We start from the raw sequence: 17869 nt of genomic DNA on the forward strand, positions 1-17869 counted from the left end.
CGACGTCTGGTCGAATGCTCACCGAGTTACCTCGGTGAACGTTCACTTTCCTCGTGGAACTCCGCGAAGTGAGTGACGCTCGACCGAGTTACCTCGGTGAGCATCCACCACCCCCGCCAGCCGAACCTCAGCCGATCAGCTCCTCCGCCCGCAGAAGCACCTCAGGCACCCCGAACCCGTCGACGAGCAGCCGCGCGTGGGGGCGCAGGTCGCGGCAGAGGCGGTTGACCTCGGCGGTGATGGCCTTGGAGCGCTCGGAGGAGAGGCGGCCGTGCTCCATGAACCAGGCGCGGTCGGCCTCGATGACGGAGAGGGCGTTGAGGTCGCAGACGGTGCCCATGAGCTCCCGCTCCGGTCCTTCCGGCATCGACAGGACCTTCTCGCGGAAGGCCTCGTGGATCAGTCGCTCGATGTGGGCGCGGGCGACGCTGATGACGTGGTCTTGCACGTTCGAGAAGACCTCGCCGGGCTCGCGGCCGTCCTTGATGCCCGACTGCAGGCGGCGGGCGACACCTGCCAGCATGTGCTCCTCGCGGAAGCGGAGCATCGCCAGGTGGTACTCGGAGTCGAGGATGTCGGGCTCGCGCTCGCCGGCCACCGGCACCACGTCGCGTACGCGCTCGAGCAGCTTGTGGACGGCCGTGCGTTCGAGGACGGTCTCGACGGCGAGCCCGGCCACGAAGCGGACCATGTCGAGCTGGTCCATCTCCTCGAACTCGCTCGAGTAGCCGGTGAGCAGCCCCTTCGCGACCAGCTGCAGGAGCACCGTGTTGTCGCCCTCGAAGGTCGTGAAGACGTCGGTGTCGGCCTTCAGCGCGGCGAACCGGTTGGCGGAGAGGTAGCCCGCGCCACCGCACGCCTCGCGGCACTCCTGGATCGTGCGGGTCGCGTGCCAGGTCGCCATCGCCTTGGTGCCGGCCGCCCGCGACTCGAGCTCGCGGCGGGCGTGCTCGGAGGTGGTGACGCCGGAGAAGACGTCGTGCAGATCGTTGCGCACGATCTCCTGCGCGAAGCGCATCGCGTAGGTGCGCGCGACCAGCGGGAGCAGCCGGCGCTGGTGCTGCCCGTAGTCGAGCAGCAGCGACTCGGTCTCGTCGGACGAGGCCTCGAACTGGCGACGCTGCAGCGCGTAGCGGACGGCGATCGTCAGCGCGACCTCGGAGGCCCGGATCGCGGCGCCGCCGACCGAGACGCGGCCCTGCACGAGCGTGCCGAGCATGGTGAAGAAGCGGCGTCCGGCCGACTCGATCTCGGAGACGTACTCGCCGGTCTCGGTGACGTCGGCGAAGCGGTTGAGCAGAGCCGTACGCGGCACCCGTACGCCCGAGAACCACAGTCGTCCGTTGTCGACCCCGTTGAGCCCCATCTTGGGCCCGTCGTCGGCGATCCGGACCCCGGGCGCCGGCTCACCGGAGACCCGGATCGGCACCACGAAGGCGTGGACGCCACGCTCCTCGCCGGCGACGACGAGCTGCGCGAAGACGACCGCCACCTCACCGTGACAGGCGGCGTTGCCGATGTAGTCCTTGTAGGCGTCCTCGCGGGTCGTCTCGATGACGAACTCCTGCGCGTCGGCGTCATAGGTGGCCACGGTGGCGACCGCGGCGACGTTGGAGCCGTGGCCGTGCTCGGTCATCGCGAAGCAGCCGAGCAGGCGTCCGGAGACGATGTCAGCGAGGTAGCGGTCGTGGTGACGAGCGGTGCCGAGCTGGAGGATCGCGCCGCCGAAGAGCCCGAACTGCACCCCGGACTTTACCAGCAGCGAGAGGTCTCCGCCGGCCATCTCCTCGAAGGCGGCGATGGAGGCACCGACGTCACCACCGCCGCCGTACTCCTTCGGGAACCCGAGCGCCGTCAGCCCGCTCGCGGAGACGTCGAGGAGCGCCGCTCGGACTCGCTCGCGGTATTCGGCCCGGGGCAGCTCCTCGACCTCGTCGAGGAAGTCGGCGCGTTCGATCAGGGCCTTGCGTACGTCCTCCCGGACTCCCGCGTAGCGCCCGTCGAGAAGTGCGGTCAGTGAGGAAGCGTCGATTGCGGTCACGCCGCAACCTTATGTGGTGGGAGGTCGGGTTCAGGTCAGCTCGTGGGCGACCTTGGCCTCGCGTCCCGCGATCTCGTCGGACTCGGTCACCAGCCGCCGTACGCCCTTGCGCTGGAACTTCTGACCGGCCGCCAGACCGCCGAAGTAGTAGGCGACGAGCGCGATCATGCAGCCCGCGATGTCGTCGGCGAGGTAGTGCCAGCCGAAGTAGATGGTGGCGACGACGGTGATCCCGAAGTTGATCCAGCCGGCCCAGCGGGCGATCTTGTTCCTGACCGTGGACTGGATCATCAGCGCGACCAGCAGCGTGATGCCGCAGTGGAGCGAGGCGAAGCCGCCGACCGACTGCACCACGTTGGCGTCGACGTCGAACAGCACGTGTTGTCGGGTGAAGACCAGCGACTCCATCAGGCTGCTCGCCGGCGTGTCCGGCAGGTCGGCGTAGAGGTAGGGGTAGTTCAGGCCGGGGCCGACGGTCGGCAGGCAGTAGTAGGAGACCGTGCCGAGGATCCAGGCGATGCACTGCGAGCTCACGAACCAGTAGCCGTAGGCGAGGTTGCGCGACCAGACCAGCCAGCCGGCGACGGCGAACGGCACCAGGGGCAGGAACCACATGTAGATGTAGGAGAGGAACCAGGCCACCCAGCCGGTGCCGAGGAGGTCGTGGAGCATGATCGCCGGGTCGTTGCCGAAGAGCACCGCCTTGTCGATCAGGTGCAGCTCGTGATCGAACTCATACGTCTCCGGCACCACGAACGGCAGGAACGACTTGAGGTTCCGGTAGCAGACGTAGACCAGGTAGAAGCAGATGATGCCGGTCACGACCAGCGTCAGGCGCTCGCGGGTCCAGTGGGTGCGGACCCGCTCCTTGAAGATCGGTCCCATCTGCGCCCACTTGAACTTGGACTTCCACAGGGTCCGCGGCACGAGGTCGACGAGGAGCGCTGCCCCGACGAGAAGGGGGAGCCGGAGCCAGGACGGTCCGAGGAACCCCTCCGGGTCGAGCATGCGCTTGTCGACGATCTGCGCGGTCACGACTGCGATCAGGCCGAAGATCAGCGCGCTGCCGATGAGGAAGATCTGAGCGCGGCGATACATAGCCGCTGATTCTAAGTGGCCGGTGGTTGCTGTGCCGATTCCGCGGGCGGCGGCGCGGACGCTTCGGCCGTTCCGGGGATCGCCAGCCGGTTCGGCTCGACCCTCAGGCTGACCCGCTCCCCCGGCGCCGGTGCCGAGTCGGCGACGGCGTCGACCTCACCGATCTCATCGAGACGTACGACGAGGCGGTGGAGCTCCGGGGTCGCCCTGGCCGAGACCACGGTGCCGGCGAGCGGACCTTCCGGATCGGCGACGAAGGCGGAGCGCCGCAGCGCGACCGCACCGGCCGGGGTCATGCCCGCCGCCTCGAGGACCTGGTACGCAGCAGGCCCCTCGAGCACGCGCGCGTACCCCAGGAACAGCGCGGCCCAGGTGTCCGTCGGCTGCGCCCACACCTCCCGCAGCGTGCCCTCCTGGACGAGATGGCCCTCGCGCAGCAGCGCGATCCGGTCGGCCACCGCGAAGGCCTCCTCCTGGTCGTGGGTGACCATCAGGGCGGTGGTGCCGGCCTCGTGGAGGATGCGGCGCAAATCACCGGCCAGCCGCTCCCGCAGCCCGGCGTCGAGCGCAGAGAGCGGCTCGTCGAGGAGCAGCAGCCGGGGCTCGACCGCCAGCGCCCGGGCGAGCGCGACCCGCTGTCGCTCGCCACCGCTGAGCGTGCCGGGGAGCCGTTCCTGGTAGCCGCTCAGCCCGACCAGCTCGAGCAAGTAGCCGACCTTGCTCCTGCGCTCGGCGGAGGGGATCCGGCGCAGCCGCATCGGGTAGGCGACGTTGTCCGCGACGTCGAGGTGCGGGAAGAGCTGGCCGTCCTGGAACATCAGCGCGAACCCGCGCTTGTGCGTCGGCACCCCGCGCAGCGACCGCCCGTCCCAGCTGATCTCGCCGCTCGCCGGCTCCAGCCCCGCCACCGCCCGCAGCAGCGTCGACTTCCCGGACCCCGAAGGCCCGAGCAGCGCCAGCACCTCACCGTCGGCCAGGTCGAGGCTGACGTCGGAGACCGCAGCGGCCCCCTCGTACGTCACCGACACCTCACGCAACGACAGCATCACGACCCCCACCCCGCCGAGGCGTCGGCCCGGACGGTCGAAGCGTCAGCCCCGTCGGCCGAGACGGCACGCTCCTGACCACTCGACTGACGCGCGCGACCTCTCGGCCGACGTACGTGACGCCTCGGCTGGCGGGGGTGACTTCTCGGCGTGGGTTCACAGTGCTCCGATCGAAGGCACGCGGAGACGCTCGACGAGGAGCATCACGAGGGCGGTGGCGGCGGCGAGTACGCAGGCGGCGGCGAGGGCCATGCCGTAGTTGTCGGAGCCCGGGCGGGACAGCAGCCGGAGGATGACGACGGGGAGGGTGGGGTTCTCCTCGCGGACCAGGAACGAGGTCGCGCCGAACTCCCCCAGCGAGGCCGCGAAGGCGAAGCCGGAGGCGGCGAGGAGGGGCTTCCAGACGGCGGGTACGTCGACGGTCATCACCGCGCGCAACGGCCCGGCGCCGAGCCCGGCGGCGGCCTGGCGCAGCCGGTCGTCGACCGAGGCCAGGACGGGCACCAGCGTCCGCACGACCAGGGGCAGCGCGACCAGGGCCTGGGCGAGCGGCACCAGCCACGGCTCGTCGCGGAAGTCGAAGACACCCGTGCCGAGGGTCAGGTAGAGCCCGAGGCCGAGCGTGACCGCGCTGACCCCGAGCGGCACCATGAACAGCCCGTCGAGCACCGAACGCACCCTACGCTCGGCGACCGACCGCGAGCGCCGGGTCACCGCGAAGGCGACCAGCAGCCCGAGCACCAGCGCGGCCAGCGACGCCTGCACCGCGACCGTCAGCGACGTCAGCAGCGCACTGGTCACCGGCACCGGCAGCGGCGGGTCGAACCCGGGCGTCTGCAGCGCGACATAGTTCGCGAGGCTCCACCGGTCCTCGACCCGCAGCGAGCCGAGCAGCAGCGCCAGCAGCGGCCCGGCGACCAGCAGCACCAGCACCGACATCGACGCCAGGGCCGGGAGGTCCAGCAGCGACACCGGCCGGCGGCGTACGACCACCCGGGACTGCGCCGCGTCCGGCACCGCCCGCAGCCGACCGGCCACGACCAGCAGCCCGACCACGACCAGCAGCTGCAGCACCGAGAGCACCGCAGCGCCGGGGAGGTCGAAGAGCGTGAAGGTCAGCTTGTAGATCTCGGTCTCGATGCTGTTGTAGCGCACCCCACCGAGGGTGAGGACGATCCCGAACGCGGTGGCGCAGAAGAGGAAGACCACCGAGGCCGCCGAGACGATCGCCGGCCGCAGCGCCGGCAGCGTGATGGTCAGCAGCACCCGCACCGGCGAGGCACCCAGGGCTGCCGCAGCCTCGCCCGGGCGCGGGTCGAGCGACTCCCATGCCGCCCCGACCGCACGGATGACGACCGAGGCGTTGAAGAAGACCAGCCCGAGGATGATCGCGGTCGGTGTCCCGTCCAGCCCGAGCGGGGCCAGCAGCCCGGCCTCGCCGATGAGCTCGCGGAAGGCGACGCCGACGACGACGGTGGGCAGGACGAACGGCACCAGCAGCCCCGCCCGGATCACCCGCTGCAGCGGAAAGCGCAGCCGGTGCAGCGCAAACGCCGCCGGCAGCCCCAAGGCGACGCTCAGCACGGTCGCCAGCCCCGAGGACCACAGCGTGAACCACAGCGCCCGCTGGATCTCGGGCCGCCCCACGATCCGCGAGATCACCGACGGGTCGAAGGAGCCGCCGAAGAAGAGCCCGCGCTGCACCATCCCGGTGACCGGCAGGACGAAGAAGACCGCCAGCACGGCCACCGGGAGGGCGGCGAGCGCGACCAGGGTGGCTACGCGTCGGGTGGAGCTCACTGCGCGCTGTTCACTGGGCGATCGTGTCGCTCCAGGTCGCCAGCCATTCCTCACGGTTCTTCTCGATCTCCTCGGGGGAGACCGAGAGCGGGGAGGTCGGCTGCTCGGCGAACTTCGCCCACTCCGCGGGCAGCTCGACGCTGGAGGAGACCGGGAAGACGTACATGCTCTCCGGCAATGCCCCCTGCACGCTGTCGGAGAGCATGAAGTCGACGAGCGCCTTCGCGCCCTCGGGGTTGTCGGCGCCCTTCAGCACACCGGCGTACTCGACCTGCCGGAAGCAGGTGTCGAGCAGCGCCTTGGTCGTGGACTTCCCGTCCTTGACGGTGAAGGCCGGCGAGGAGTCGTAGGAGACGACGATCGGTCGCGTCCCCTTGCCGCCGCCCTGGGTGAAGTCGGAGTAGTAGGCCTGGTCCCAGCCGTCGACGACCTTGGTGCCGTTGTCGATCAGGTCGCCCCAGTAGTCGGCCCAGCCGTCCTCGCCGTACTCCGCGACCGTCGCCAGCAGGAACACCATGCCCGGTGTCGAGGTGGCTGCGCCCGGGACGACCAGAAGATCCTTGTACGCAGGCTTCGCCAGGTCGTCGAGCGACTCCGGCGGGGTCAGCTTCTTCTTCGCGAACCACTCGGTGTCGATGTTGATGCAGACGCTGCCGTTGTCGACCGGGGTGAGGAAGTGCTCCTCGTCGCCGGGGAGGTCGAAGTCGGAGACGCCCTCGGGGATCTCCGACGGCGTGTAGGCCTCCAGCGCGCCCTGGTCGATCGCCCGGCTGGCGAAGGTGTTGTCGATGCCGAAGACGGCGTCGCCGTCGGGGTTGCCGGTGTCCATCGCGATTTTGGTGGTCATCTCGCCACCGTCGCCCGCATGACGGATCTCGGCGGTGTAGCCGGTCTTCTCCTCGAACTCGGCCAGCACCTCCTTGGGCAGCGTGAAGCTGTCGTGGGTCAGCATCACGACCCGCTTGTCGTCCGCGCCGCTGGTCGGCTCGCTCTCCGGGTCACCGGAGGTGCTCCCGCACCCGGACAGCCCCGACAGCAGCAGCGCCGAGATCGCGGTCGCTGCGATGGCAGGCGTACGCATGCGCATTCTGACTCCCTTCGCCGGTCTCAACCGGAGCAGGTTCGGAGGGTCTGCGGCGCCTTTCGCCGCACTCTCAGGCCTTCAGGCCTCCCCTGTCTGTTCGCTCCACCCTACCGGTGGTCGCGCCTGCCGAGACCACGGGGGCGTGTCACACTGCCGCCGTGACCAGCGTGAAGATCCAGTCGTTCGACGAGCTCTCCCCCCGGACCGCGTACGCCCTGTGGCAGCTGCGCCAGGACGTCTTCGTCGTCGAGCAGGACTGCCCCTATCTCGACCTCGACGGCCGCGACCTCGAGCCCGGTACGCGTCACGTGGTGCTCAGCGACAGCGACCGCGTCGTCGGCACCGCCCGCATCCTCGACGACGGCGACGCGTGGCGCATCGGCCGCGTCGTTCTCGCCCCCTCCCACCGCGGCCACGGCCTGGCCGACGTGATCATGAAGGCAGCCGTCGACGCGGTCAGCGGTCGCGACATCGTGCTGTCCGCGCAGTCGCCGCTCGCCGGCTGGTACGCGAAGTTCGGGTTCGAGGCCGACGGCGACGAGTTCCTCGAGGACGGCATCCCGCACACCCCGATGCGGCGCCGAGCCTGACGCTCAGCCTGATCGGCCGGCCAGCCTGATCAGCCGGCGACGGGAGCGAACAGCACGCCCGCCTCGGTCTCCTCACGCGTGGCCTGCCCGCGCGCGACGAGCAACTCGAGGTGGGCCTTGGTCTCCATGACCGCGAGGCCGGCGTTGAAGTAGTCGAGCTCGGCGAAGGACCGCTCGTGGCGGGTCCAGCCGAGGTCGTTGGCCACCTCGTGGGCCGAGCGGCGGCCGTTCTTCAGCGAGGCGAGCGACTGGGCGAGGCGGGACTCGTGGTGGGCCAGGAGCTCGTCGACGCGGGCGTGGGACGAGGGAGCGACCGGGCCGTGGGCCGGGAGCAACTGCAGGTCGGGCAGGTCGCGCACCTTGGTCAGCGACGCCATGAAGTCGCCCAGCGGGTCGATGACCGGGACCGGCTCGAAGCCGATCGACGGAGTGATCGTGGGCAGCACGTGGTCGCCGGCGAAGAGGACCGAGCCGGCCATGTCGGCGTAGACGTAGTGGCCCTGGGTGTGACCAGGGGTGTGCACGGCGTCGAGGTCGCGACCGGCCACGGAGAGGCGTACGTCGCCCTCCAGCCAGCGGTCGGGCATCCGCCAGTGGGACATGTCCGGGTCGGGCGGCGGGTTGGCCGCCCATTTCTCGGCGAGCTCGTGCGCACCGGCGTGGGCGAGCAGGCGGTCGGTCGAGATCCAGCCGTCGAGATCGCCGTTGGTGAGCTCGAGGGTCGGCCGCTCACCGGCGCCGAGCAGCACGTCGGCGCCGAACTCCTGGCCCAGCACGGAGGCCAGCGTGTAGTGGTCGCGGTGGACGTGGGTGACCAGAAAGCGGCGGATGTCGCCGAACTCGAAGCCGAGCTTCTTCAGCCCCGCCTCCAGAGCCGTACGCCCCTCGGTGATCGCCCAGCCGCCATCGACGAGCGAGAGCCCGTCGTCGCCCTCGAGGACGTAGATGTTGACCGCTTTGAGCCCGTCCATCGGCAGCGGCAGCGGGATCCGGTGCACGCCCTCGGAGACCGTCCATGCGCCTGGTGCCGACCAGTGCTCTCCCGAGTCCGGCGAGATGGCGGTTGCGGTCGGCTGGCTCATCGATCTCCTTCTGTCGACCCTGCGGCTCGACCCTTCCAGAGCCAGAGCAGGCCCAGGATCGGCAACAGGGCTGGGACGAATCCGTATCCGCTCCCGAACTTCGACCATACCGAGTCGTCCGGGAACCACGACGGGACGACCAGGGAGAGGACACCGACGACGACCACGCCGGCCAGCTCGACCCAGAGCATCACCTTCGCGATGCCCGCGGACCCGGCGGCCGCTCGGCGGATCGCGAACCAGCCGGCGACGTAGGTGGCCGCGGCGACCACCGAGAGCGAGTAGGCGATCGGTGCCTCACCGAACTTCGTCGCGACCTGCACCAGCGACCGGGAGCCCGCGGCGAGCACGAAGACCGCGTAGACGGTCAGCAGGACCAGATGCGGACCGGAACGGGTCTTGGCGGGCTCGGTCTGGGTCACCGCACCATCATGACGCGTACGGCCACGACTCCTGTCGCGAGGGCGGCCGCCGCGATCACCCCGGCCGACCAGGTCGAGCGGTCGTTGCGCATCGACTGCAGGGCCAGCGGCATCAGACACACCAGCGCGCCGAGGTAGCCCAGGAAGGTCGACAGCGACTCCGGCTTCCGACCCGACGACCAGCCGGCCAGCGCACCGACGGCGAGCACGACCGCCAGGATCTCGAGCATCCACGCCAGCTGGTCGAGCCAGCGCGGCCGCGGTGCCTTCAGCACCACTCCGACGACCGCCGCGATCGTCACGAACGCGGCGTACCCGGCGACGATAAAACCGATCGGAGTCAGGGCATCCACGTGCCAATCTTCTCCAATGACCTCCCCCTCCCCCGATCCGGGGCTCGTCGCTCGCCTCCGCGCCGCCGGCTGCGTCTTCGCCGAGGAGGAGGCCGCGCTGCTCGAGGCCGAGCCCGTCTCCGAGCAGGAGCGGGAGGAGATGGTCGTACGTCGCGTGGCCGGCGAGCCGCTCGAGCTGATCCTGGGCCGGGCCGAGTTCTGCGGGCTGCGGATCCGGGTCGCGCCCGGGGTCTTCGTGCCGCGTCAGCGGTCGGCGCTCGTGGTCGATCTCGTCGTGGAGTCGCTTCGTGAGGTCGTGTCGCCGCGGGTGCTCGACCTCTGCTGTGGGACCGGGGCGCTGGGGGCCGCGATCGCTTCTCGGGTTCCGAGCGCAGAGATATGGGCGTGCGACATCGATCCGGTGGCTGTGGAGTGTGCTCGGGTGAACCTGGCCTCTTCGGGGGTCCCGACAGGCTCGACCACCGGAGCGACCGGTGAGCGCGTGCTCCTGGGGGATCTCTTCGACCCGCTGCCCGACGACCTCGTGCTCGACGCGATCGTCGCCAACGCGCCGTACGTCCCGACCTCCCGGATCCAGGACATGCCACCGGAGGCGCGGGATCACGAGCGTCGCGCGGCGCTCGATGGCGGGGCGGACGGGCTGGACGTGCAACGGCGGGTGATCGAGCAGGCGCCGAAGCATCTCGCGCCCGGCGGCGTACTCGTCATCGAGACCGGCCATGAGCAGGCACCCGTGACCGCGAGCCTGATGGAGGGCCGAGGGCTGGTCGCGGAGATCCATCACGACGAGGAGCTCTACGCGACCGCGGTGACCGGAGTGGCCCTCTGACTGCACACCACCCCCGCAGTGTGCACTCAGAGGGACCGCTGCCCGGCTGGTGCCGGGAAGGTCGTCCACCCCCCCACCGGCGGACGACCTTCTCGCGGATGGAACGGACGACCCGCAGACCCATGACGCGGTTTCAGAAGAATTTCTTCGAGATTCCGGACAGACTGCCGACATGGAGCCTTTCGGGCTGACGCACCTGGTGCCGTTGTCCCTGCTCACAGCGGGGATCGTGGTCGTCGTGGTGCTGGGCAGGCGGCAGCGTGACGAGCCGGCTCCGTCGAGATTCTCGCGGGCATTCGCGCTGGCGATCCCGCTGGTCACGGTCCCGCTCCAGGCCCACGAATGGGTCACCGACTTCGACGTCGTCATCGACGTGCCGGTCCACCTGTGCGATCTGGCCCTGATCGCGGCAGCGTTCGCGCTGTGGACCCACCACCCCTACCCGACCGCGCTCACCTGCTTCTGGGGCCTCACCCTGACCACCCAGGGCGTGCTCACTCCGGACGTACGCGACTTCCCGGAGGTCAGCTACGTCACCTTCTGGGCCGTGCACCTGATGATCGTCCTCGCAGCCGTCTACCTCGTCTTCGGCCTCAGCCTGCTCCCCCGCTGGCGCGACTACGGCTGGGCGGTGGCGACCACGGCGGCGTGGGCCGTCGGGGCGTACGTCCTGAATGTCGCCATCGACGCCAACTACGGCTACCTGCGCTACAAGCCGTCATCGGGCTCAGCCCTCGACCTGCTCGGCCCGTGGCCGCTCTACGTCGTCAACGAGATCGTGATCGTGGCGGTGGCGTGGGCGCTGCTCACTCTCGGGCTGCGGGCCTTCGATTGCTTGAAATCTAGAGAGGTTTAGACGATTGACGCAATCGTGTCGGCGCGCATCGCGGCCCCACTCCTCCGGAGGTCGAGCCTGTCGAGACCCCTCTACGAACGTCGCATCGATCTCCTTGGTAGGGGGTCTCGACAAGCTCGACCACCGGACGCCCTCAGGAGGGGTCGACGAGGACTCCGGTGCGCTCGTAGTCGGCGAGGGCGGCGGCGTAGGGGGTCAGGTCGATGCCCTTCTCGCTGACCCAGGCGTCGTCGTAGTAGGAGGAGCGGTAGCGCTCGCCGGAGTCGCACAGGAGCGAGACGACGCTGCCTTCGGTGCCGGCCTCGACGAGCTCGCATACGACGCCCAGGGATGCCCACACGTTGGTGCCGGTGGAGGGGCCGACCGGGCGGCCCATGCGGGCGGAGAGCCAGCGCATCGTCGCGATGGAGGCGGCGTCGGGGACCTGGACCATGTCGTCGACGACACCGCCGACGAAGGACGGCTCGACGCGGGGGCGGCCGATGCCCTCGATGCGCGAGGGCATGCCGGTGGCGTAGTCGGAGGTGTCGGTCTCCCAGCCCCCGTAGAAGGCGGAGTTCTCGGGGTCGGCGACCATCAGCTTGGTGGGGTGGCGGCGGTAGTGGATGTAGCGGCCGATCGTGGCCGAGGTGCCGCCCGTGCCGGCCGAGACGACGATCCAGGTCGGCACCGGGTGCCGCTCCTGGGACATCTGGTCGAAGATCGACTCGGCGATGTTGTTGTTGCCGCGCCAGTCGGTGGCCCGCTCGGCGTAGGTGAACTGGTCCATGTAGTGGCCGCCGCACTCGCGGGCGAGGCGCTCGGCCTCGGCGTACATGTCGGGTGCCTTGTCGACGAAGTGGCAGCGGCCGCCGTGCCACTCGATCAGGCGCACCTTCTCCGCGGAGGTCGAGCGTGGCATCACCGCGACGAACGGCAGGCCGAGCAGGCCCGCGAAGTAGGCCTCCGAGACCGCGGTCGAGCCGCTGGACGCCTCCACGACCGTCGAGCCCTCGTGGAGCCAGCCGTTGCAGATCGCGTAGAGGAACAGCGAACGGGCCAGGCGGTGCTTCAGCGAGCCCGTGGGATGGACGGACTCGTCCTTCAGATAGAGGTCGACCGTGGGGCTGGCGCCGTCGCGGACCGGGAGCGGGACGGCATGCAGGTGGGTGTCGGCCGAGCGTTGCGCGTCGGCCTCGACGCGGCGTACGGCTTCGTCGATCCAGGCGCGATGGGAGTCAGAGAGGCGTGGCACCGCCAGAGCGTAACTCCACCCTGAACGACCGGCGTCATGTGCCGTGAGCCACAATGAATGGACCGAAACAATCGGGTCCGGCCAGTGAAGTTGCCCACAAGTTAGACCGATCTAAGGGCCCCGATTAACCATTGCGGCCTCAAAAGCGAGACAAAAGAACTGTGGACGAACCTCTTGACGTAGTGTTGATCGGCGGCGGCATCATGAGCGCCACCCTGGGCGTGCTCCTCCAGGAGCTGGAGCCCAGCTGGTCCATCAAGATGATCGAACGGCTCGACTCGCTCGCCGTGGAGTCCTCGGGGCCGTGGAACAACGCCGGCACCGGCCACTCGGCCCTGTGCGAGCTCAACTACAGCCCGCAGAAGCCCGACGGCTCGGTCGACATCACCAAGGCGATCAACGTCAACGAGCAGTGGCAGTCCTCGCGTCAGCTGTGGTCCTTCCTGGTCGAGAACGGCCGCATCCCGGACCCGGAGAAGTTCATCCACACCGTGCCGCACATGTCCTTCGTGTGGGGCGCCGACAACGTCGAATACCTGCGCAAGCGCCACGAGGCGCTCTCCACGCACCCGCTCTTCCAGGGCATGCAGTTCTCCACCGACCCCGAGGTCATCCGCGGCTGGGCGCCGCTGCTGCTCGAGGGTCGCTCGGCCAAGTCGCTCGAGAAGGAGCCGATCGCCGCCACCTGGACCAACGCCGGCACCGACGTCGACTTCGGTGAGCTGACCTCGATCCTGACCCGCACCCTGGTGGACAAGGGCGCCGACCTCGAGACCCACTCCGAGGTCACCGACCTCCACCAGACCATGGACGGCTTCTGGCACGTCTACGGCCGCAACCAGTCCGGCGACTACCACCTGCGCTCGCGCTTCGTCTTCGTCGGCGCCGGCGGCTACGCGCTGCCGCTGCTGCAGAAGGCCGGGATCCGCGAGATCCGCGGCTTCGGCGGCTTCCCGGTCTCCGGTGAGTTCCTGCGTACGTCCAAGCCGGAGCTCGTCGCCCAGCATCGCGCCAAGGCCTACGGCAAGGCCGCCGTCGGCGCGCCGCCGATGTCGGTCCCCCACCTCGACACCCGTCACGTCGAGGGCAAGACCCACCTGATGTTCGGGCCGTACGCGGGGTGGAGCCCGCGCTTCCTGAAGACCGGCAAGTTCAGCGACCTGTTCCGGTCGGTGCGCCCCCACAACCTGCTGCCGATGGTGCGGGCCGGTCTCTCCAACATGGACCTCACCATCTACCTGGTCAAGCAGCTGCTGGCCTCACCGAGCACCAAGTTCAAGGACCTGCAGGACTTCTTCCCGGCCGCCGACCGCAACGACTGGGACCGGATCACCGCCGGCCAGCGCGTGCAGGTCATCCGTCCCGACGGCGTGCTCCAGTTCGGCACCGAGGTGATCACCGCCGAGGACGGCTCCATCGCGGGCCTGCTCGGCGCCTCCCCCGGCGCCTCGACCGCCCCGGCGATCATGGTCAACGTCCTGCAGCGCTGCTTCCCCGACCGCTGGGACTCCTGGCAGCCGCAGCTCAAGACGATGATCCCCGCCACCGGTCCTGAGCTCAGCGCCGACCCCGAGCTCGCCGCCGAGACCTTCGCGCGCACCGACCGCCAGCTCCACCTGAGCTGACCAGCGCGCCGGTGGTCGAGCCTGTCGAGACCACCACACCCACCAGACCGACCCAGAGCTCCCCTCAGCTGGTGAGGTGCGTGGCGACGGCGGCGGCCTGGCCGCGGATCTCGGGGATCGCGGTGGCCTCGTAGAGGGCCCCCTTGCAGGGCGGGCCGACGGTCAGGAGGTTGGGTACGACCTGGCGGTCTGCTCCGACGACGCGGCCGTCCTCGGTGACGTCGATGCCGAGGCGGAGGGGGTCGGGGGCGATCAGGCCGCGCTTCTGGAGGGCGAGGAGGAGCGGGTTGTCGGTGCAGGTGATGTCGGGTGACGGGCCGGTGCAGTTGATCACCGCGGTGACCTCGCGCTCGCCGTCGGCCAGGGTGACCCGCGGTCGCTCACCGGCGTCGACCTCGACGGGCCGGCAGCCGAGCACCCCGCCGCCGAGGATCTCCAGGCGGCCCTCGGCCCGGTAGGCGTCGAGGAGGACGGCGATGCGCGGAGCCATGCGGTGGCGGCGTACCTCCCACTCGCGGGCGTAGACCTCACGGAAGCGGCGGCGCTCCGGCTCGGGCAGGCGGCGCCAGATCGACTGGGTCGGGCCGCGGAGGCCGTCGATGACGGCGCGCCAGTCGACCCCGAGGTCAGCGGCGTGCTCGATCTGCTCGCGGACGAGGCCGGCGATGCCGTCGGCGGTCAGCGGACCGTCGGGGATCGGCGTCACCCAGGAGGTGAACTGGTCGTCGACGTGCGGGTTCGGGAGCAGACCGTGGCGGCTGACCATGACCACCCGGCGCTCCGGAGCATCGTCGAGGAGCGTGACGGTCGTGTCGACCGCGGTCAGGCCGGTGCCGACGACGAGCACCGTCGCGTCGGCGGGCAGGGCACTGATCCGGGCGACGTCCCACGGGTCGGAGAGGTTCCACGGCGCCTCCTCGGGCAGCCCGGGGAGCGGCCGGGGCGGCGGGTTGCCGTAGGCGAGCACGACGGCCTCGGCGGCGTACGCCTCGTCGTCGCTGGTCAGCACCCGGAACCCGGCACAGGCCGGCTCGACGTCGACGACGGTCTCGCCCACCGTCTCCAGGATCCCGGCACCGGTCGCGGCCGCCTCGGAGAGCCGGTCGCGCAGGTAGCGCGCATAGTCGCGGCGCGGCAGGAAGTCGGTCGGCCCGAGGTCGATGCCGGCCGCGGACGCCCACTCCAGGAGGTCGTCACGGTCGTCGGGGAAGCCCGACATGTTGTTGGCCCGGACGTTGAGCAGATGACGCCCGTCGGTGGTCGAGTAGGCCACGCCGTGGCCCGCCGCTCCCCGCGACTCGAAGAGCACCACCGAGGCTCCGCGGCGGAGCAGGTTGATCGCGGTCAGCGTGCCGCTGGCGCCTCCTCCGATGATCGCCACCGTCGGGGTAGAGGTCTGCGTGGGCGTAGCGGCATCAGTCGTCACCCGCCCAGCGTAACTGCGCTATCCGTGCTTTGTTCACCGGGTTACTCGATTTTCAACCAGACCACACAAATTCATTTGCAAACATCTCTTTGCGGTCTACATTGATGCCATGGCAGCCCGCGAGATCGTTCCTGGAGTAGACCAGCTCAAGGCCCTCACCCACCCCGTGCGCGTACGCATGCTCGGCATCCTCCGCGTCGACGGGCCGGCGACGGCGACGACGCTGGCGACCCGGCTCGGCATCAACAGCGGGGCGACGTCCTATCACCTGCGCCAGCTCGCTCAGCGCGGGTTCATCGAGGACGACGAGAGTCGCGGCAACGGGCGCGAGCGCTGGTGGAAGGCCGCCCATCAGATGACGGTCACCGGCGAGGACAACGTGCCCGACACCCCCGAAGGGCGCGAGACCCTCGATGCCTACCTGCAGACAGTGGTCACCATCTACTCCCAGCGCCTCCAGGAGGCGATCGAGGAGCGGCCGCTGCTGCCGCCGGAGTGGCGCGAGGTCTTCGAGCTCAACGACCGGGTCGTACGCCTCACCCCGAGCCAGGCCGACCACCTGAAGGAGCAGGTCAGCGCCATCATCCAGGGGTTCGAGGAGGACTCCGACGGCGAGCCGGTGATGTTCCAGTTCCACGCCTACCCGATGCCCGGCCACCTCGCGATCGACCAGGAGAGATAGATGAAGCTCCCCCTCTACGGCTGGCTGACCGCCGAGACCATCTCGCTGGTCGGCACCCGCATCTCGATGCTCGCGCTGCCGTGGTTCGTGCTCGAGACGACCGGCAGCCCCGCCAAGGCCGGCCTGATCGCGCTTTTCGAGATGACGCCGCTGGTGCTCAGCAAGATCTTCGGCGGGCCGATCATCGACCGACTCGGACCGCGTCGCGTCGCGATCGTGTGCGACCTCGGCTCAGCCGTCGTGGTCGGCCTGATCCCGCTGCTGTACGTGACGGGGCTGCTGCACTTCGCGACCCTGCTGCTCCTCGTCGCGGCTGCCGGTGCACTGCGCGGCCCCGGGGATGCGGCGAAGTCCTCGATGATCCCGCATCTGGTCGCGGCGGCCGGGGTGCCGACGGAGCGAGCCACCGGGCTGCACTCGTTCGTCGAGCGCACCGCGTCGATGCTGGGCGCGGCTGCGGCCGGGCTGCTGATCGGGCTGGTCGGGGCGACGAACGCGATCATCATCGACGCTGTGTCGTTCGCGGTCGGGGCGGCTGTACTGGCGGTGTCGACCGCTGGGGTCGCGGGGTTGCGGGTGTCCTCTGGTGGGGTCTCGACAGGCTCGACCTCCGGTGCGGACAAGGTCTCGACAGGCTCGACCTCCGGACCGGTCTCCTATCGGGCTCAGCTGGCGGAGGGGTGGCACTTCCTCCGCCGCGACCGGGTGCTGATGGGGATCGCGTTCATGGTCGCGCTGACGAACCTGATCGACCTGGCCTGGAGCAGCGTGCTGATGCCGGTATGGGGCCAGCAGCACGCCGGGCCGGAGACGATCGGTCTGCTCTTCGCGACCTTCTCCGGGTTCTCCGCAGCAGGATCGGCCGTGGCGGCGGCGCTCGGCGACCGGATGCGGCGCTACCCGACGTACCTCGTCTGTTTCCTGGTCACCGGGATCCCACGGTTCCTGGTGATCGCGTTCGGCGCGCCGTTGTGGGTGGTCTTCGCGTTGTTCGCGATCGGCGGCACCGCCAGCGGGTTCATCAACCCGATCCTCGGGGCGCTCCAGTTCGAGCGGATCCCGGCGCACGTCCTCGGCCGGGTGATGTCGCTGATCTCCGCGTTCGCGTGGGGGCTGATGCCTCTCGGCGGTCTGCTCGGCGGCGGCCTCGTCTCCGGGTTCGGGCTGACCACGGCGCTGGTGACCTGCGGGGTCGCCTACTTCGTGGTCACGATGTTCCCCGTCCTCGACCCGACCTGGAAGCAGATCGAGCGGCCTGATCCGGCTAGCAGGCTTCCCGCAGGCGCGGGATCCTAGGGATCCCACCCAGCCGCTTGTTGTAGCGGACGTGGTCGGCGTAGCCCTCGAGCAGCGTCCACAGCGCTTTGTGGGCGGGCCACGGGATCGCCTCGCCCGGGAACGCCCAGCTCGAGCCGAAACCGATGTAGACCGGGACCCAGTCCTTCGCGCAGTCCCACTCGCCCCGCTTCGACATCAACAGCTTGTGGCGGACCTGGAACGCGAGCCGCTGACCGTCCTTCACGATCGGCACCGCACACACCCGCCACAGCGGCATGTCGAGCGACATCAGCTCGATCTCGATGTCGCCGAGACGACGCGGGTCCACCAGGACCGTTGCGACGTTCTCGTGCGGGCGCCTCATGAAAACCACGCTAGCGGCGAGCGCCGACATCCGCCGCCGATCTGCCAGGAGCGAACATC

At 69.9% G+C, this 17869-nt stretch carries 17 protein-coding genes and 1 riboswitch; of the genes, 6 read left to right on the forward strand and 11 right to left on the reverse strand.

Annotated elements, in window-relative coordinates; translation table 11 throughout:
• Nucleotides 1–127: 127 nt before the first annotated feature.
• From IEY81_RS05530 to IEY81_RS05550, 5 genes are all read right to left on the reverse strand, one after another.
• Nucleotides 128–2041, reverse strand: coding sequence for an acyl-CoA dehydrogenase family protein (locus IEY81_RS05530; protein ID WP_189117460.1), 1914 nt, complete (start codon nucleotides 2039–2041; stop codon nucleotides 128–130).
• Nucleotides 2042–2071: 30 nt separating this feature from the next.
• Complete coding sequence (locus tag IEY81_RS05535) at nucleotides 2072–3139, reverse strand: phosphatase PAP2 family protein (protein ID WP_189117461.1); 1068 nt, start codon at nucleotides 3137–3139, stop codon at nucleotides 2072–2074.
• 11 nt (nucleotides 3140–3150) lie between these two features.
• On the reverse strand, nucleotides 3151–4185 hold the full coding sequence (locus tag IEY81_RS05540) for an ABC transporter ATP-binding protein (RefSeq protein WP_189117637.1): 1035 nt from the start codon (nucleotides 4183–4185) through the stop codon (nucleotides 3151–3153).
• 156 nt (nucleotides 4186–4341) lie between these two features.
• Nucleotides 4342–5985, reverse strand: coding sequence for an ABC transporter permease (locus tag IEY81_RS05545; protein WP_189117462.1), 1644 nt, complete (start codon nucleotides 5983–5985; stop codon nucleotides 4342–4344).
• Between the two features lie 10 nt (nucleotides 5986–5995).
• Complete coding sequence (locus tag IEY81_RS05550) at nucleotides 5996–7066, reverse strand: thiamine ABC transporter substrate-binding protein (RefSeq protein ID WP_229787380.1); 1071 nt, start codon at nucleotides 7064–7066, stop codon at nucleotides 5996–5998.
• A riboswitch (TPP riboswitch) is annotated at nucleotides 7062–7170 on the reverse strand. Its footprint overlaps the gene before it by 5 nt.
• 57 nt (nucleotides 7171–7227) lie before the next feature.
• On the opposite strand from IEY81_RS05550, the gene IEY81_RS05555 reads away from it, so the two are divergent.
• On the forward strand, nucleotides 7228–7659 hold the full coding sequence (locus IEY81_RS05555; protein WP_189117464.1) for a GNAT family N-acetyltransferase: 432 nt from the start codon (nucleotides 7228–7230) through the stop codon (nucleotides 7657–7659).
• A gap of 29 nt (nucleotides 7660–7688) precedes the next feature.
• On the opposite strand, the gene IEY81_RS05560 is transcribed toward IEY81_RS05555, so the two are convergent.
• From IEY81_RS05560 to IEY81_RS05570, 3 genes are read right to left on the reverse strand one after another with little or no spacing between them, the layout of a single operon-like run.
• The gene (locus tag IEY81_RS05560; RefSeq protein WP_189117465.1) at nucleotides 7689–8741 is read right to left on the reverse strand and encodes an MBL fold metallo-hydrolase; all 1053 of its coding nucleotides are present in this window, start codon (nucleotides 8739–8741) and stop codon (nucleotides 7689–7691) included.
• Nucleotides 8738–9163, reverse strand: coding sequence for a hypothetical protein (locus tag IEY81_RS05565; RefSeq protein WP_189117466.1), 426 nt, complete (start codon nucleotides 9161–9163; stop codon nucleotides 8738–8740). The genes IEY81_RS05560 and IEY81_RS05565 overlap by 4 nt, the downstream gene beginning before the upstream one ends.
• Nucleotides 9160–9516 (reverse strand): hypothetical protein, encoded by a 357-nt coding sequence (locus IEY81_RS05570; protein ID WP_189117467.1) that lies wholly within the window; start codon nucleotides 9514–9516, stop codon nucleotides 9160–9162. Before IEY81_RS05570 ends, IEY81_RS05565 begins: the two co-directional genes overlap by 4 nt.
• A gap of 16 nt (nucleotides 9517–9532) precedes the next feature.
• Between IEY81_RS05570 and IEY81_RS05575 the strand changes: the two genes are divergently transcribed.
• Both IEY81_RS05575 and IEY81_RS05580 read left to right on the forward strand, forming a co-directional pair.
• Nucleotides 9533–10345 (forward strand): putative protein N(5)-glutamine methyltransferase, encoded by an 813-nt coding sequence (locus tag IEY81_RS05575; RefSeq protein ID WP_189117468.1) that lies wholly within the window; start codon nucleotides 9533–9535, stop codon nucleotides 10343–10345.
• 172 nt (nucleotides 10346–10517) lie between these two features.
• Nucleotides 10518–11201, forward strand: coding sequence for a YwaF family protein (locus tag IEY81_RS05580; protein ID WP_189117469.1), 684 nt, complete (start codon nucleotides 10518–10520; stop codon nucleotides 11199–11201).
• A 133-nt stretch (nucleotides 11202–11334) separates the two neighbouring features.
• On the opposite strand, the gene cds1 is transcribed toward IEY81_RS05580, so the two are convergent.
• Complete coding sequence (gene cds1 / locus IEY81_RS05585; RefSeq protein WP_189117470.1) at nucleotides 11335–12435, reverse strand: L-cysteine desulfhydrase Cds1; 1101 nt, start codon at nucleotides 12433–12435, stop codon at nucleotides 11335–11337.
• Nucleotides 12436–12596: 161 nt separating this feature from the next.
• On the opposite strand from cds1, the gene mqo reads away from it, so the two are divergent.
• Nucleotides 12597–14060 carry a malate dehydrogenase (quinone) gene (gene mqo, locus IEY81_RS05590; protein WP_189117471.1) on the forward strand — a complete coding sequence of 488 codons (1464 nt, stop codon included), beginning with the start codon at nucleotides 12597–12599 and terminating at the stop codon, nucleotides 14058–14060.
• Nucleotides 14061–14124: 64 nt separating this feature from the next.
• Here the strand turns inward: mqo and IEY81_RS05595 are convergent, their stop codons facing one another.
• Nucleotides 14125–15486: an FAD/NAD(P)-binding protein gene (locus tag IEY81_RS05595; RefSeq protein WP_229787385.1), complete on the reverse strand. Its 1362-nt coding sequence runs from the start codon at nucleotides 15484–15486 to the stop codon at nucleotides 14125–14127.
• Between the two features lie 109 nt (nucleotides 15487–15595).
• Here IEY81_RS05595 and IEY81_RS05600 point away from each other — a divergent pair, with 109 nt between their 5' ends.
• Complete coding sequence (locus tag IEY81_RS05600) at nucleotides 15596–16168, forward strand: helix-turn-helix domain-containing protein (protein ID WP_189117472.1); 573 nt, start codon at nucleotides 15596–15598, stop codon at nucleotides 16166–16168.
• Nucleotides 16169–17464: an MFS transporter gene (locus tag IEY81_RS05605; RefSeq protein WP_189117473.1), complete on the forward strand. Its 1296-nt coding sequence runs from the start codon at nucleotides 16169–16171 to the stop codon at nucleotides 17462–17464.
• Here IEY81_RS05605 and IEY81_RS05610 read toward each other — a convergent pair.
• Nucleotides 17433–17810 (reverse strand): hypothetical protein, encoded by a 378-nt coding sequence (locus IEY81_RS05610; RefSeq protein ID WP_229787387.1) that lies wholly within the window; start codon nucleotides 17808–17810, stop codon nucleotides 17433–17435. The genes IEY81_RS05605 and IEY81_RS05610 overlap by 32 nt on opposite strands.
• Between the last annotated feature and the right edge of the window lie 59 nt (nucleotides 17811–17869).

Source organism: Nocardioides luteus, from assembly GCF_014648595.1.
GTDB lineage: Bacteria > Actinomycetota > Actinomycetes > Propionibacteriales > Nocardioidaceae > Nocardioides > Nocardioides luteus.

Bases quoted from the DNA above. Each gene is read 5' to 3' on its own strand.
- IEY81_RS05580 (WP_189117469.1), top strand. From the start codon at position 10,518: ATGGAGCCTTTCGGGCTGACGCACCTGGTGCCGTTGTCCCTGCTCACA.
- IEY81_RS05535 (WP_189117461.1), bottom strand. From the start codon at position 3,139: ATGTATCGCCGCGCTCAGATCTTCCTCATCGGCAGCGCGCTGATCTTC.
- IEY81_RS05550 (WP_229787380.1), bottom strand. From the start codon at position 7,066: ATGCGTACGCCTGCCATCGCAGCGACCGCGATCTCGGCGCTGCTGCTG.
- IEY81_RS05575 (WP_189117468.1), top strand. From the start codon at position 9,533: ATGACCTCCCCCTCCCCCGATCCGGGGCTCGTCGCTCGCCTCCGCGCC.
- IEY81_RS05560 (WP_189117465.1), bottom strand. From the start codon at position 8,741: ATGAGCCAGCCGACCGCAACCGCCATCTCGCCGGACTCGGGAGAGCAC.
- IEY81_RS05610 (WP_229787387.1), bottom strand. From the start codon at position 17,810: ATGAGGCGCCCGCACGAGAACGTCGCAACGGTCCTGGTGGACCCGCGT.
- IEY81_RS05605 (WP_189117473.1), top strand. From the start codon at position 16,169: ATGAAGCTCCCCCTCTACGGCTGGCTGACCGCCGAGACCATCTCGCTG.
- IEY81_RS05540 (WP_189117637.1), bottom strand. From the start codon at position 4,185: ATGCTGTCGTTGCGTGAGGTGTCGGTGACGTACGAGGGGGCCGCTGCG.
- IEY81_RS05600 (WP_189117472.1), top strand. From the start codon at position 15,596: ATGGCAGCCCGCGAGATCGTTCCTGGAGTAGACCAGCTCAAGGCCCTC.